The sequence below is a fragment of the Streptomyces sp. NPDC101152 genome (assembly GCF_044768275.1).
GTDB lineage: Bacteria > Actinomycetota > Actinomycetes > Streptomycetales > Streptomycetaceae > Streptomyces.
In genome coordinates this window covers 1-12,101 of the sequence record NZ_JBIWPO010000062.1, presented here as the reverse complement: position 1 = coordinate 12,101, position 12,101 = coordinate 1, and the positions used below count along the sequence as shown (strand labels likewise).

Annotated in this window: 15 protein-coding genes and 1 pseudogene; 10 read left to right on the top strand and 6 right to left on the bottom strand. The window is 69.9% G+C overall.

What is annotated here, in order from left to right; all coding sequences use genetic code 11:
* Positions 1-8 precede the first annotated feature (8 nt).
* On the bottom strand, positions 9-764 hold the full coding sequence (locus tag ACIRVK_RS40295; protein ID WP_404256249.1) for a VOC family protein: 756 nt from the start codon (positions 762-764) through the stop codon (positions 9-11).
* Between the two features lie 168 nt (positions 765-932).
* Here ACIRVK_RS40295 and ACIRVK_RS40290 point away from each other — a divergent pair, with 168 nt between their 5' ends.
* Positions 933-1,505, top strand: coding sequence for a GNAT family N-acetyltransferase (locus tag ACIRVK_RS40290; protein ID WP_404256247.1), 573 nt, complete (start codon positions 933-935; stop codon positions 1,503-1,505).
* Between the two features lie 64 nt (positions 1,506-1,569).
* Here the strand turns inward: ACIRVK_RS40290 and ACIRVK_RS40285 are convergent, their stop codons facing one another.
* A complete protein-coding gene (locus tag ACIRVK_RS40285; protein WP_404256245.1) occupies positions 1,570-1,962 on the bottom strand; it encodes a VOC family protein in 393 nt (130 codons plus the stop codon).
* A 73-nt stretch (positions 1,963-2,035) separates the two neighbouring features.
* Here ACIRVK_RS40285 and ACIRVK_RS40280 point away from each other — a divergent pair, with 73 nt between their 5' ends.
* Positions 2,036-2,575, top strand: coding sequence for a GNAT family N-acetyltransferase (locus ACIRVK_RS40280; RefSeq protein WP_404256243.1), 540 nt, complete (start codon positions 2,036-2,038; stop codon positions 2,573-2,575).
* 3 nt (positions 2,576-2,578) lie between these two features.
* Here the strand turns inward: ACIRVK_RS40280 and ACIRVK_RS40275 are convergent, their stop codons facing one another.
* Positions 2,579-3,262 (bottom strand): glycerophosphodiester phosphodiesterase, encoded by a 684-nt coding sequence (locus ACIRVK_RS40275; protein ID WP_404256241.1) that lies wholly within the window; start codon positions 3,260-3,262, stop codon positions 2,579-2,581.
* A gap of 383 nt (positions 3,263-3,645) precedes the next feature.
* On the opposite strand from ACIRVK_RS40275, the gene ACIRVK_RS40270 reads away from it, so the two are divergent.
* Genes ACIRVK_RS40270 through ACIRVK_RS40255 form a run of 4 tightly spaced genes read left to right on the top strand, consistent with a single transcriptional unit; the run spans position 3,646 to position 7,558 of the window.
* Complete coding sequence (locus ACIRVK_RS40270; RefSeq protein ID WP_404256239.1) at positions 3,646-5,043, top strand: DUF6421 family protein; 1,398 nt, start codon at positions 3,646-3,648, stop codon at positions 5,041-5,043.
* Positions 5,044-5,096: 53 nt separating this feature from the next.
* Positions 5,097-5,846, top strand: a complete 750-nt coding sequence (locus ACIRVK_RS40265; RefSeq protein WP_404256237.1) for an SDR family NAD(P)-dependent oxidoreductase — start codon at positions 5,097-5,099, stop codon at positions 5,844-5,846.
* Positions 5,843-6,940 (top strand): threonine aldolase family protein, encoded by a 1,098-nt coding sequence (locus ACIRVK_RS40260; protein ID WP_404256290.1) that lies wholly within the window; start codon positions 5,843-5,845, stop codon positions 6,938-6,940. Before ACIRVK_RS40265 ends, ACIRVK_RS40260 begins: the two co-directional genes overlap by 4 nt.
* Positions 6,941-6,985: 45 nt before the next feature.
* Positions 6,986-7,558 (top strand): transglutaminase domain-containing protein, encoded by a 573-nt coding sequence (locus tag ACIRVK_RS40255; protein WP_404256235.1) that lies wholly within the window; start codon positions 6,986-6,988, stop codon positions 7,556-7,558.
* Positions 7,559-7,587: 29 nt separating this feature from the next.
* On the opposite strand, the gene ACIRVK_RS40250 is transcribed toward ACIRVK_RS40255, so the two are convergent.
* The 3 genes from ACIRVK_RS40250 to ACIRVK_RS40240 all read right to left on the bottom strand — a co-directional run bounded on the left by ACIRVK_RS40250 (position 7,588) and on the right by ACIRVK_RS40240 (position 9,723).
* A complete protein-coding gene (locus ACIRVK_RS40250) occupies positions 7,588-8,322 on the bottom strand; it encodes a class I SAM-dependent methyltransferase (protein ID WP_404256233.1) in 735 nt (244 codons plus the stop codon).
* A 64-nt stretch (positions 8,323-8,386) separates the two neighbouring features.
* Positions 8,387-9,121, bottom strand: a complete 735-nt coding sequence (locus ACIRVK_RS40245; protein WP_404256231.1) for a lysophospholipid acyltransferase family protein — start codon at positions 9,119-9,121, stop codon at positions 8,387-8,389.
* 185 nt (positions 9,122-9,306) lie between these two features.
* A complete protein-coding gene (locus ACIRVK_RS40240) occupies positions 9,307-9,723 on the bottom strand; it encodes a DUF4395 domain-containing protein (protein WP_404256229.1) in 417 nt (138 codons plus the stop codon).
* 75 nt (positions 9,724-9,798) lie between these two features.
* Here ACIRVK_RS40240 and ACIRVK_RS40235 point away from each other — a divergent pair, with 75 nt between their 5' ends.
* The 4 genes and pseudogenes from ACIRVK_RS40235 to ACIRVK_RS40220 form a co-directional block, all read left to right on the top strand.
* On the top strand, positions 9,799-10,212 hold the full coding sequence (locus ACIRVK_RS40235; protein WP_404256227.1) for a TlpA family protein disulfide reductase: 414 nt from the start codon (positions 9,799-9,801) through the stop codon (positions 10,210-10,212).
* Positions 10,213-10,420: 208 nt separating this feature from the next.
* Positions 10,421-10,930, top strand: coding sequence for a flavin reductase family protein (locus tag ACIRVK_RS40230; RefSeq protein WP_404256225.1), 510 nt, complete (start codon positions 10,421-10,423; stop codon positions 10,928-10,930).
* 219 nt (positions 10,931-11,149) lie between these two features.
* Complete coding sequence (locus ACIRVK_RS40225) at positions 11,150-11,938, top strand: electron transfer flavoprotein subunit beta/FixA family protein (RefSeq protein ID WP_404256223.1); 789 nt, start codon at positions 11,150-11,152, stop codon at positions 11,936-11,938.
* Positions 11,939-12,014: 76 nt separating this feature from the next.
* A pseudogene (locus ACIRVK_RS40220) lies at positions 12,015-12,101 on the top strand (electron transfer flavoprotein subunit alpha/FixB family protein); the annotation flags it as partial.

The following is a 12,101-nucleotide window of genomic DNA, read 5'->3' as shown; positions in this document are numbered from 1 at the left end:
CCGGCGGCTCAGCTCTCCGCGTACACCCCGAACATCGCGCCCGGCGGATCCCGCAACACCGCGATCCGCCGGACGTCGCCCATCGACCGGGGCTCCATCAGCACGGTGCCGCCCGCCCCGGTCGCCGTCGCAGCGGTGGCGTCCACGTCCGCCACCGCGAAGTACGGCAGCCAGTGCGGCGGCACCTCGTGCGGGAACCTCTCGTCCATCGCCATCATGCCGCCGAAGTCGGCGCCCCCGATGCCCCACTGCGTGTAGTACTCGGAGGCGTTGACGCTCCAGCCGAACACCGTGGTGTAGAAGTCGACGGCCCGCTCCGGGGCCCGGGTCAGCAGCTCGACCCAGCCCAGCGAACCCGGTGCGTTGAACACCCCGGCCCCGGGGAAGGACCGTGCCTGCCACATCTGGAAGACCGCGCCGGTCGGATCGACGGCCACCGCGAAGCGGCCGATGTCGAACACGTCCATCGGGCCGAGGAGGACCGTCCCGCCGGCCGAGGTCACCTTCCCGGCCGCCTCGTCCGCGTCCGGCACGGCAAAGGAGACGTTCCACGCGACGGGCTGCGACTCCTGGTACAGCGGCGTCAGCGCGGCGACCGGCACCTCCCCGAGGTGAGCGACCGTGTAGCCGCCCGCCTCCTGCCGCGGGTCCGTCTCGGACCGCCATCCGAACAGCTGAGCGTAGAACCGCTTGGCGCCCTCCAGATCGCTGGTCCCCAGCTCGGTCCAGCAGGGTCCACCGGTCACCGGCTTGTCGAGCTTCATGGCGTTCCTTCCGGAGCGGATCCCACACCGAGCCCCTCCAGCACGCTAGCCCCGGGCCTGTCCCTCGGCCATCCGACCAAACCGCTCGCGCACCGGCACCGCCGTACGCTCGGCCCGTACCGCACCACATGGCGGCCTCCAGCCCACCGACCCTGCCCGAGGTCCCGCATGTCCCTGCCCGTGGTGCGCCCCTTCCGCCGCGACGACCGCGACCAGCTCACCGACCTGGTCAACGCCCACGTGGCCGTCGTCGTCCCCGGCCTCTCCGTCTCCGTGAACACCGTCCTCAGCCACCTGGAGCGGCAGCCCGGCGAGTTCATCACCGACCCGTGGGTCGCCGAACGCGTCACCCTCGTCGCCGAGCGGAGCCACTCCGTGGTGGCGGCCGCCCATCTGCTGCGCTACCGGGCCGACGCCGAGGTCGGCGAGGCCTGCCGGGACTCCGGTGAGATCGACTGGTTCGTCTGCCGTCCGCCGGCCTCCTTCTGGCCGGACGCCGAGCAGGCGGGCGACCGACCGATGGCGGCCTGCCTGGCCCAGTTCGCCCGCGCCGAGGGCCTCGCCGACGTCGGAAACCTGCACGTCGAGGCCGCCGCCCACGGCCAGGGCCTGGAAAACCGGCTCCTCGCCGAGGCCGCGGACCGGCTCCGGCCGGCCGGCACGGACCGCCTCCTCGCCTACGAGCAGGCCGACGACACGGCGGCCGTCGACCTGCTCCGCGCCGCAGGCTTCCGGAGCTGACCCGTACCACCTGCCGCTGGCAACACCACCCGGCCTGAGGGCGAGGGGTTCTGGCCGGTCCTCGTCAGATCCCCGGTCGGTAGCGGATCGGATGATCCGGTGGTACCTCCACCAGGACGATCCGGGTGCCGTCCGGGTCCGTGATCCACATCTCGATCAGCCCCCAGGGCTCCTTCAACGGCGGGCGGGCGATCTCGACCCCCTTGGCGCTCAGCTCCTCGTGCGCCGCGTTCGCGTCCGGTACCTGCAGCCACAGCCGCACCGCCGGGGACGGCCCGGACTCCGATCGCCCCGAGAGCTCCAGGAAGCCCCCGCCGAGGAAGTAGACGGTGCCCCGGTCCGGTCCCGTGCCGAACTCGCGGTAGACGGCGAGGCCCAGCTGCTCGCCGTAGAAGCGGCGTGAGCGCTCGGGGTCGGAGGGCCGCAGAAGGGTCCGGCTGCTGAGAACGTGCACCATGCCCCTGAGGCTAGTGCCGCGGCGGCGCTACGCTCTTCCCTGCCCGCGCCGCGCCATAGATCGGAGAGCCCCCATGGAGACCGCCGCCGGCGGACTGACCTTCCGCGATGCCACCGACGCCGACGTGGACGCTCTGGTCGCGCTGATCGAGTCGGCCTACCGGGGGGACTCCAGCCGGGCCGGATGGACCACCGAGGCGGACATCCTCCAGGGGCAGCGCACCGATCCCGAGGGTGTGCTCGCCGTCATCAAGTCGCCGGACAGCCGGCTGCTGGCGGTCGAACGGGAGGGCGTCGTCGTCGCCTGCTGCCAGCTCGAACACCGCGGTGACCACGCCTACTTCGGGATGTTCGCGGTCAGTCCGACGCTCCAGGGCGGCGGCCTGGGCAAGGTGATCATCGCGGAGGCGGAGCGCGCGGCCCGTGAGACGTGGGGGGTCAGCGAGATGCACATGACCGTGATCTCCGTACGCGACGACCTCATCGCCTGGTACGAGCGGCGCGGCTACCGCCGTACGGGAAAGATGACGCCCTTCCCGTACGGCGACGAGCGCTTCGGCATCCCGCAGCGCGCGGACCTGCAGTTCGAGCTGCTGGTCAAGGAACTGGTGTGACGCTCACGCGGTGAAGCGGGCGGTGCGCTTGATCTCGGGGTAGTCGGTGGTCGCGCCGTCGAGTCCCAGGGCCCGTACGAGCCGCAGGTGGTCCTGGGTGTTCACCACCCAGCCGATGATCCTGAGGTCCGCCTTGCGGGCCCGCTCCACGATCTCGAGCGTCAGGCGGCGGATGTTGAGGCAGACCGTCGCGGCACCGGCCTCGACCGCCCGGTCCACGATGTCCACGCCGTAGCGGCTGCCGATCAGCGCGGTGCGGACGCCGGGAACCAGCCGGGCGATCTCCGTGACCGCCTCGTCGTGGAACGAGGACACCTCGACCCGCGGGACCAGGTCCCGCTCCAGCATCACCGCGGCCAGGGCCCTGGCCGCCTGGACGTCCTTGATCTCGGCCTGCAGCGGTGCCCGTACCGCGTCCAGGACCTCCTCGAAGACGGGGACGCGTTCACCGCGGCCCGCGTCCAGGGCGCGCAACTCCTCGAGGGTCTTCTCGGCGATCGGGCCGGTGCCGTCGGTCGTGCGGTCCACGTCGGTGTCGTGCATGACGACGAGGGCGCCGTCCTTGCTCAGATGCAGATCGAGTTCGATGAGGTCGAGGCCGGCCTGCTGGGCGGCGACGAAGGAACGGAGGGTGTTCTCGGGTTCGACACCCATGACCCCGCGGTGACCGATGGTAAGGAAGTTCAAGGTTCAACTCGCTTCCGTCGACGGCGGCTCGGCCCCGCGCGGACCGGAGCGGACGGCCGCGCGGGCAGAGCCGCAGCCTAACGGCCAGGCCTGCCGATGAACCCGCTCCTACACGGCGGATTGGGGTGACGGGCGGGCCGCACCTGGCCTGGACCGCTCGGGGCGGTCACCCGGGCGTGGGCGAGTTGTCCGGGCATTGACCGGTGGCCGGTTCTCGTCGGGCGCGCATGTATACCCGGATGAGTCGCATCCCGTGCGTCCGGCAGGAAAAAGTTCCGTGACGATGTGGGTGGGCAGGATAATTTCCCGAGAGCCCGCTTGCTGGGAGGAAGCTCGTGTGTATACGGTCTTCTTACGCGAGGTTCTCCCGTGGAGGATGAGACATGACGGAAATTCTTGTGCAGGCGGCTACGGGGAAGCAGACTCTTCCCGCGACCAGGGTGGTCGAGCACCCGGCGTGGTCGGTGCTCAAGGATGCCGTGGAGCGGATCCGGCCATGGCAGTCCAAGGACGGATCGATCGCCTTCGAGGCCGAGGACGCACCCCAACGGGCGGACGCCGAGGCCGCCGTACGGCGTGTCGTGGCGGCGGTGGAGGAGCTCTCCCCACTGCTGCCGCACGACGGCGCCTATCACGAGGCCCTGGTCAAGGACCTGCGCCGGTGGGCCGAGGGCGGCTTCGAGGTGCCCGACTTCCTGGACTCGCTGCTCGCCTTCCAGCCCGCCGCCAACCGTGCGGACGGCCTGCAGCACCTGGTCGTCTTCCCGATGTACACGCAGAACGGCAACCCGGACCGCAACCTGGAGGCGGTCGTGCTGCGGATGGTCTGGCCCGACTGGCTGGCCGAACTGGAGCGCACCCGCTACGACAACCCGCTGTTCTGCGGCATCAAGTTCGAGGACTTCACGGCCGGGTACGACACCAACTCCGCCGTCCTCTTCCCGGAGACCATCGCCGTCCGCGAGGCGCCGGAACGATTCTCCTGGGGTGGCATCTTCTGCGACCGCGAGGCCGCCCGCTTCCGCCGGGTCACCGACGCCGCCGTCGACATCCTGGGCCTGGAGCTGCCCGAGGACATCGCCGCCATGGTCCACGACCAGACGCGCTGCGAGGAGGCCTTCGTCCTGTGGGACATGGTCCACGACCGCACCCACAGCCACGGCGACCTGCCCTTCGACCCGTTCATGATCAAGCAGCGCCAGCCGTTCTGGATGTACGGCCTCGAGGAGCTCCGCTGCGACCTCACCGCCTTCAAGGAGGCCGTGAAGCTGGAGGCTGAAGGCGTCCCGCAGGCCCGTGACGTGCAGTACGCGGTCCTGTTCGACCGGATGTTCCGCTTCCCGGTCACCGGCGAGCGCGTCCGCAACTACGACGGCCTCGGCGGCCAGCTGCTCTTCGCCTACCTCCACCAGCACGACGTCGTCCGCTGGACCGACAACAAGCTGCACATCGACTGGCAGCGCGCCCCCCAGGTGACGAACCAGCTGTGCGCCGAGATCGAGAAGCTCTACCGCGACGGCATCGACCGCCCCAAGCTCGTCCACTGGTTCGCCGGATACGAGCTGGTCTCCACCTACCTCGCCCCGCACCCCGGCTCGCGCTGGGCCCAGGGCCCGGGCGCCCTCGACCTGAACCAGCCGCCCCGGAAACTCGTCGATGACGTGCTTCCGGACGAGTTTCCGCTGAGCATGTTCTATGAGGCCCTCTCCAAGAAGCTGAAGTCCGTGATCGCGTCGACCCGGGGCATCACGGGGGAGAGCGCCGAGCGGATCGCCGCGTGAGCGGCACCGTCTTGCGTGCGCCCGGGAACACTGCTCAGCAGGAGGCGAAGAACATGGCGGGGAACGGAGCTCTCAGCGGTGCGGTGATCGCGGTCGCCGGCGCGGGCGGTCCCGCGGGGCGGGCGACGCTGGTACGGCTGGCCGAGGCGGGCGCGACCGTGGCCGCCGCCGACAACGATCCCGAACGGCTCGCGGAGGCCGTGGACGCGGCGCGCTACGCCTCCGGCGGCGCCGCCGTCACCGGGGAGCCCGTCGACCTGCTGGACCTCGAGTCCACCCGGGACTGGGCCAGGCACCTGGAGAAGGACTTCGGCCGGGTCGACGGTCTGGTCCACCTGGTGGGCGGCTGGCGCGGCAGCGAGACCTTCATCAAGACCAGCCTCGACGACTGGGACTTCCTGGAGCTGCTGCTCATCCGCACCGTCCAGCACACCTCGCTGGCCTTCTTCGACGGACTGCGGCGCAGCGACCGCGGGCGGTACGTGCTGATCAGCGCCGCGGGCGCCACGAAGCCGACCGCGGGCAACGCCTCGTACGCCGCCGCCAAGGCCGCCGCCGAGGCCTGGACGCTCGCCCTCGCGGACGCCTTCCGCAAGGCCGGGGGCGCCGGGGGACCCACCTCCGCGGCTGCGATCCTGGTGGTGAAGGCGTTGGTGCACGAGGCGATGCGCGCCGAGCGCCCCAACGCGAAGTTCGCGGGCTTCACGGACGTCAAGGACCTCGCCGAGGCCATCGTCGACGTCTGGAGCAAGCCCGCCGCCGAAGTGAACGGAAAGCGTCTGTGGCTGACCGAGAAGCCGTGAACCCGCCGAAGACCGACGCCCGCCGCCATCACGACCCGGACGTCCGCGGCTTCGCCAGCGACAACTACGCCGGCGCCCACCCTGAGGTGCTCGCCGCCCTGGCCCTGGCCAACGGCGGGCACCAGGTCGCCTACGGCGAGGACGAGTACACCGACAACCTCCAGCGGATCGTCCGCAGCCATTTCGGCGCGACGGCGGAGGCTTTCCCGGTCTTCAACGGCACCGGCGCCAACGTCGTCGCGCTCCAGGCGGTCACCGACCGCTGGGGCGCGGTGATCTGCGCCGAGAGCGCGCACATCAACGTCGACGAGGGCGGCGCGCCGGAGCGCATGGGTGGACTGAAGCTGCTCACCGTGCCGACGCCGGACGGCAAGCTCACTCCCGAGCTGATCGACCGGCAGGCGTACGGCTGGGACGACGAGCACCGCGCCATGCCGCAGGTGGTGTCCATCACCCAGAGCACGGAGCTCGGTACCCTCTACACGCCCGACGAGATCCGCACGATCTGCGAGCACGCCCACGCGCGCGGCATGAAGGTCCACCTGGACGGCTCCCGCATAGCCAACGCTGCCGCCTCTCTGAACGTCCCCATGCGGACCTTCACCAACGCGGTCGGCGTCGACATCCTCTCCCTCGGCGGGACCAAGAACGGGGCGCTCTTCGGCGAGGCGGTCGTGGTGATCAACCAGGACGCCGTCAGCCACATGAAGCACTTGCGGAAGCTTTCCATGCAGCTCGCCTCCAAGATGCGCTTCGTCTCGGTGCAGTTGGAGGCCCTGCTCGCCAAGGACCTGTGGCTGCGCAACGCCCGCCACGCCAACGAGATGGCCCAGCGGCTGGCGGAGGGCGTGCGCGCCGTGCACGGAGTGGAGATCCTCTACCCCGTGCAGGCCAACGGGGTGTTCGCCAGGCTGCCGCACGACGTGAGCGAGCGGCTGCAGAAGCGGTTCCGGTTCTACTTCTGGGACGAGGCCGCCGGCGTCGTCCGCTGGATGTGCGCGTTCGACACCACCGAGGAGGACGTGGACGCGTTCCTGGCGGCGCTGAAGGAGGAGATGGCACGCCCGATAGTGCATAGGTATGCGAGTGAATGAAAATTCATTGACCCTGTGGTGGTCGCGTTCCTATGCTCTGCGAGCATGGAGCTGATCCAGAACACCCCTGACCTGTCCGCTTATCTGGCCGCCGACGAGGTCGTCGACCACCATCACCCCGTGGTGCGGGAGACGGCGGCACGGCTTGCCAAGGACGCCGCGGACTCGTATGCCTATGCGCGGCTGGCTTTCGAGTTCGTGCGGGACACCATTCCGCACTCACAGGATTCCGGCGACATGCGGGTCACCTGGCGCGCCTCCGACGTACTGGAGCAGGGGACGGGCATCTGTTACGCCAAGGCGCACGCGCTGGCGGCCCTGCTGCGGGCGGAGGACATCCCGACCGCGCTCTGCTACCAGAAGTTCGACGTGGTGCACGGCCTGGTCGCCGTCCGTTTCCACGGGGCCTGGCACCGCCAGGATCCGCGCGGCAACAAGCCCGGAGTGGACGCCCGGTTCTCCCTCGACGGAGAGCGGCTGGCCTGGATCCCGGACCCGGAGTCCGGCGAGACGGACCATCCGGTCCTGTACGCCGAACCGCACCCGGCCGTCCTGAAGGCTCTCAAGGACGCCCCCGACCGGCCGCACCTCTGGCAGAACCTCCCTACCTCGCTCTGAGGCAGGCCGCTTTCCCAGTGGCGGCCCGTTCAGTGCGGTGCACGGCGGAACAGGGCCGTCCAGAGGAACGGCTCGCCGAAGTGCGGGGAGTCGGGCGGTTCGTCGCGCATCCGGCGGATCTCCACCTCCGTCAGGTCGCCGAACAGCCGGCGCAGCGACTCGGGCGTATAGGCCAGGCCGCCTTCGAGGCGGCCGCGCTCGTAGAAGGCCGCGTCGGGAAGTTCCGAGCCCATGGCCCCGGCGGCGAAACAGGTGAGGCCGAACAGGCCGCCGGGCGCGAGGAGTTGATCGAGGAGCGCGAGGTAGCTGATGCGGCGATGCGGGGGCAGGTGGTGAAAGCAGCCCGAGTCGTAGATCAGGTCGTAGGGCCCCTGGAGCTCGCCGCCGAGCAGCGCGAAGGCGTCCCCCGTCAGGAAGCGGACCTCGCCGCCTGCCTCGGCCGCCCGCCGGCGGGCCCACGCGACGGCCGCGGGCGACAGGTCGACGGCGTCCACCTCGAAGCCCAGGGAGGCGAGATACAGCGCGTTGCGGCCGGGCCCGCACCCGAGGTCCAGGGCGCGACAGGGGGCGAGCAGGCCGCGCTCGGCGCAGGAGACCAGGTTTTCGTCGGGCTTCGCCGCGAAGAACGGGACCGGCCTCGACCGGTCCGCGTAGAACGCGTCCCACCAGGACCCGGCATCCGCCGTCCACCGATCGCCTCCGTCGGCGAACAGGTCGTCCAGGAGCCGGAGTACATCCTCGACTGTGCGTATGTGACGGTCCATCGGATCCCCTCTCGCGCGTGGCGGAGATCTTGGGCCGGGGCACGGGTGGCTTGTCGAGCCGTCCTCAGTGCGCCTGCGCCTCCGCGGCCTTCACTTCCTCCGGAGTCGGGGCCGTGCCGCCCAGGTGCGCCGGCATCCACCAGGTGTCGTTCGCGTCCTTGGGGCGGACCGGGTAGGCGCGCTGGGCGGCCTCCAGGAGCTCCTGGACCCGTTCGCGGAGTTGGCGGGTGATGGCGCCGGCGTACTTGTCCTTGGAGGCCTCTATGGCCTCGCCGACCCGGATCGTGATCGGGGTGTGGCTGCGCTTGAAGTTGCGCGGGTGCCCCTTGGTCCACAGGCGCTGCGTACCCCACAAGGCCATCGGGACGAGCGGGACCCCGGCCTCCTGGGCCATGCGCGCGGCACCCGACTTGAAGCTCTTCAGGGTGAAGGACTGCGAGATGGTCGCCTCGGGGAAGACGCCGACGATCTCACCCGAACGCAGTGATTCCAGCGCGTGCTGGTAGGCCGCCTCGCCGTTCTTGCGGTCCACCGGGATGTGCTTCATGCCCCGCATCAGCGGGCCCGAGATCCGGTGCCGGAACACCGACTCCTTCGCCATGAAACGCACGAGACGCTTCTGCGGCAGAGCGGCCAGACCGTCGAAGACGAAGTCCAGGTAGCTGATGTGATTGCTCACCAGCACAGCACCGCCCGAGCGCGGAATGTTCTCCGACCCCTTGCAGTCGATCTTCAGGTCCCAGACCTTGAACAGCGTCTGGGCGAAACCGATGACGGGGCGGTAGACAAGCTCAGCCATGGACGCGGTGGACCCTTCTCTCTGCCAGGGAAGGGTTCTCCCGGCGGGAAGTTACGCAGCCGTAGGTTTACGGCATTGCGCAGATCGTGCCCGAAGAACGAACGGCTGGCCAGTCCTGGTGCCGTACGGCGGCGAGATCCTCGTCACGTCGGCCAGGTGATCCACCTCGGCTTTTTAATGGACCTTTACTCCGCACGCACCGCCACCCGCCGCACCAGCAGGTACATCTCGCAGCCCAGGCAGTACCCGAACGCCGCATTGAGGAAGGCCGCCGCGAGCGCCGCCCCGGTCGCGACCAGCCCCAGCCAGTCGGGACCCAGCGTGTAGCCGACCAGCCCCACGCCCGCGAAGACGAGCCCCACCGCCTGCGCGAACCGCGGCGGTTCCGGTGACTCGAACTCGCTCGGTGGCCCGATCCGGGGGCGTACGACCGTGCGGAACAGCCACCCGTACGGCGACCGGCCCACCCCGCCCGCCGCGCCCAGGGCGAACGCCAGCGTCTGCCAGGCCAGTAGCCAGGCGCTCCCGGTGATCAGCACAATGGCCAGCACCAGGGTCGTCAGGGCCGCCCCGAAGCGCGGGCCCCTCACGTCGATGTCCATGAACCAAGCATTCCGCATGGGGAACGGATTCTGGCCACGGGAATCTTTGCAGTCTCATGAACGCTGGAGCAGTGGATGACCGGATTTGTGGTGTGTGTGGTGGTGCTCGCGCTGGCGGGCGCCTACGGAGTGCTGCATCGGCGGCGGAACGGGAGAGTACGCGTGCGTGGGCGCGACGACGGAAAGCGGCTCGGTGCCGCGGAGTTGGGCGAGGAACTCGGCGAGCGCGCCACCCTCGTGCAGTTCTCCAGCGCCTTCTGCGCCCCCTGCCGGGCCACCCGCCGGGTCCTCGGTGAGGTCGCCGGCATGGTCCCGGGCGTGACCCACGTCGAGATCGACGCCGAGGACCACCTGGACCTCGTACGCGAACTGGACATCCTCAAGACGCCGACCGTGCTCGTCCTGGACGCCGACGGCCACGTCGTCCGGCGCGCCACCGGGCAGCCGCGCAAGGCCGACGTCATCGCGGCGCTGGGAGAGGCGGTTTGACGGCTGTGACGCGGACGGTGAGGCATCTCCCATATGTCGGAACGTACTTGACTGGGCGCGCCATCTATCGTCAGCCTGACCACATGCCGATCGAACTCCTTCTGTACGGGCGGGTCCACGTCGACCTCGCCCGCAACGCGAGCGCGCGCTGTCCGGGCTGTTGAGCAGCCACGACCCCGCTCGTTCCCCCTCGCAGAAGGACAACTCCATGACGGCCACGTCCGACCTCGGCACCCCTCAGCTCGCCTCTCCCGACCTGCTGCGCTCCGTCTTCCGGCGGCACGCGGCGGGAGTCGCCGTGATCACCGCGCGCGGCGACGCCGGTCCGGTCGGCTTCACCGCCACCTCCCTCACCTCCGTCTCCGCCGAACCCCCGCTGCTCTCCTTCGGCATCAGCACCGGCGCCTCGAGCTGGCCTGCGATATCGACGGTCGACCACATCGGCGTCCACATACTCGGCGACCATCAGAGCGAACTCGCCGCGACTTTCGCCAAGAGCGGCGCCGACCGCTTCGGCGCCCCTACCGCCTGGCGCGAGGGCCCCGAGGGCGTGCCCGTCCTCGACGACGTCCTGGCCTGGCTGGTGTGCCGGATCGTCGGACGCGTCCCCGCCGGGGACCACCGCATCGTCCTGGCCGAGGTCGCCCTCGGTGACCCAACGGGCCCCGGCAGTCCTCTCCTCTACCACCAGGGCCGGTTCAACGGTCTGCGCGACTGATCCCGCGCCGGCTTCCCTGCGAAGCGGTCGAGTTCCGATTACGCTGCGTTGCAAAGGTCACAGTTCAAAGCGCTTGCTTAGCGGGAACCAGGTGGGTGTACTGGTGAGTAATATTTCGCTCGGAGCGCGGGCCGCCCCGATCGGGATCGGCCGCTTGTGGCGCCTATGCTGCCTGAAGGTAGGCAGCACCGAAATTGACGATGCAGTAGGAGAGCCGGCGTGAGCTTGAGGATCGTTGTCACTGTGAAGTACGTGCCCGACGCCACCGGCGACCGGCACTTCGCCGATGACCTGACCGTCGACCGGGACGACGTGGACGGTCTGCTCTCCGAGCTGGACGAGTACGCGGTCGAGCAGGCGCTGCAGATCTCCGAGAACTCCGATGACGACGTGGAGATCACCGTGTTGACGGTGGGGCCGCAGGACGCCAAGGACGCGCTGCGCAAGGCGTTGTCGATGGGTGCGGACAAGGCGATCCACGTGGAGGACGACGACCTGCACGGCACGGACGCGATCGGTACCTCGCTGGTGCTGGCGAAGGCGATCGAGAAGGCCGGCTTCGACCTGGTGGTCTCGGGGATGGCGTCCACCGACGGCACCATGGGGGTCGTCCCGGCGCTGCTGGCGGAGCGGCTGGGGGTGCCGCAGGTGACGCTTTTGTCCGAGGTGAGCGTCGCGGACGGTGTGGTCAAGGGCCGCCGGGACGGGGATGCGGCCTCGGAGCAGTTGGAGGCGTCGCTGCCGGCGGTGGTGTCGGTGACCGACCAGTCGGGTGAGGCGCGCTACCCGTCGTTCAAGGGGATCATGGCGGCGAAGAAGAAGCCGGTCGAGTCCTGGGACCTGTCCGACCTGGAGATCGACGCCGAGCAGGTCGGTCTCGCGGGCGCGTACACGGTCGTGGAGGCCGCGGCGGCGCGTCCGGCGCGGAGCGCGGGCACGATCGTCAAGGACGAGGGCGAGGGCGGCAAGCAGCTCGCCGAGTTCCTCGCGAGCCAGAAGTTCATCTGAGGGTCAGCGGCCCGCTCGAGGCTGACCCTCCTTTCCGTCCTCCCTCAGACTTCGCATTGTGCAGGAGAGCATTCTCATGGCTGAAGTTCTCGTCTACGTCGATCACGTGGACGGTGCCGTCCGCAAGCCCACCCTGGAGCTGTTGACCCTGGCCCGTCGTATC

What these genes read in the sequence shown, in the direction of transcription:
- ACIRVK_RS40295 (WP_404256249.1), bottom strand. Translation starts at nt 764, where the DNA reads ATGAAGCTCGACAAGCCGGTGACCGGTGGACCCTGCTGGACCGAGCTG.
- ACIRVK_RS40290 (WP_404256247.1), top strand. Translation starts at nt 933, where the DNA reads ATGTCCCTGCCCGTGGTGCGCCCCTTCCGCCGCGACGACCGCGACCAG.
- ACIRVK_RS40285 (WP_404256245.1), bottom strand. Translation starts at nt 1,962, where the DNA reads ATGGTGCACGTTCTCAGCAGCCGGACCCTTCTGCGGCCCTCCGACCCC.
- ACIRVK_RS40280 (WP_404256243.1), top strand. Translation starts at nt 2,036, where the DNA reads ATGGAGACCGCCGCCGGCGGACTGACCTTCCGCGATGCCACCGACGCC.
- ACIRVK_RS40270 (WP_404256239.1), top strand. Translation starts at nt 3,646, where the DNA reads ATGACGGAAATTCTTGTGCAGGCGGCTACGGGGAAGCAGACTCTTCCC.
- ACIRVK_RS40265 (WP_404256237.1), top strand. Translation starts at nt 5,097, where the DNA reads ATGGCGGGGAACGGAGCTCTCAGCGGTGCGGTGATCGCGGTCGCCGGC.
- ACIRVK_RS40255 (WP_404256235.1), top strand. Translation starts at nt 6,986, where the DNA reads ATGGAGCTGATCCAGAACACCCCTGACCTGTCCGCTTATCTGGCCGCC.
- ACIRVK_RS40250 (WP_404256233.1), bottom strand. Translation starts at nt 8,322, where the DNA reads ATGGACCGTCACATACGCACAGTCGAGGATGTACTCCGGCTCCTGGAC.
- ACIRVK_RS40245 (WP_404256231.1), bottom strand. Translation starts at nt 9,121, where the DNA reads ATGGCTGAGCTTGTCTACCGCCCCGTCATCGGTTTCGCCCAGACGCTG.
- ACIRVK_RS40240 (WP_404256229.1), bottom strand. Translation starts at nt 9,723, where the DNA reads ATGGACATCGACGTGAGGGGCCCGCGCTTCGGGGCGGCCCTGACGACC.
- ACIRVK_RS40235 (WP_404256227.1), top strand. Translation starts at nt 9,799, where the DNA reads ATGACCGGATTTGTGGTGTGTGTGGTGGTGCTCGCGCTGGCGGGCGCC.
- ACIRVK_RS40230 (WP_404256225.1), top strand. Translation starts at nt 10,421, where the DNA reads ATGACGGCCACGTCCGACCTCGGCACCCCTCAGCTCGCCTCTCCCGAC.